Consider the following 745-nt stretch of genomic DNA (forward strand, 5'->3'; position numbering starts at 1 on the left):
GAGAACTTTTGTGTCATGTAGCCAATTTTGAGCCGCAGTTGTTCGGATTGTTTTGGGATTTCTAATCCAAGCACATCCACACTGCCTTCGCTTGGGCTGAGAAGGCCGGTGAGCACACGAATGGTGGTCGACTTACCACAACCATTTGGCCCCAAAAATCCGTAAATGCTGCCTTTGGGCACGTTGAGTGTGATGTTATTGATAGCAGTAAAGTCGCCGAACTTTTTGACCACATTTTGAGCTTGAATTGCATACTCGGTCATTGGCTTACTCCACCAAATCTACTTGGGCAGGTACACCTGACGGCAACGTTTTTGCAGACTCAGGTAAATCAACTTCTGCTAGATACATCAATCGTGAACGTTCTTCTTCGGTTAGTGCGAAGTAGGGCGTGAATGAAGGCTCACTAGCCACCCAACGAACGGTGCCTTGTAATGGACTCTCAAGACCATCGACATTCACCGTCACGGTTTTCCCAGGAATAAACCCGATTCGATAATCGGCAGGAACATACACTCGCGCATACGGTACGCGGTTGGCTTGAATCACGGCAACCACACCGTTCACTGGTACGCGTTCGCCAAGATTGTAAGGCAAATTATCGAGCGTACCGTCACGCGTGGCCGTGATGGTGAGTTCTGCCAGCTTTTGCTCTTGCAACGCCACTTCGGCTTTTGCCGCCATTAAAGCGGCTTTAGCTTGTTCGATGTCTTCGAGGCGAGAACCTGCGGTGAGCTTACTGAAC

General features: G+C 49.5%; 2 protein-coding genes. Both read right to left on the reverse strand.

Annotated elements, in window-relative coordinates; translation table 11 throughout:
* The coding region (locus tag R7R24_RS26555; protein ID WP_318120096.1) for an ATP-binding cassette domain-containing protein at positions 1-263 on the reverse strand (263 nt) is incomplete at its 3' end.
* Between the two features lie 4 nt (positions 264-267).
* A partial coding sequence (locus R7R24_RS26560) for an HlyD family secretion protein (RefSeq protein ID WP_318120098.1) occupies positions 268-745 on the reverse strand: 478 nt, incomplete at its 5' end.

The sequence above is a fragment of the Vibrio sp. 704 genome (assembly GCF_033339295.1).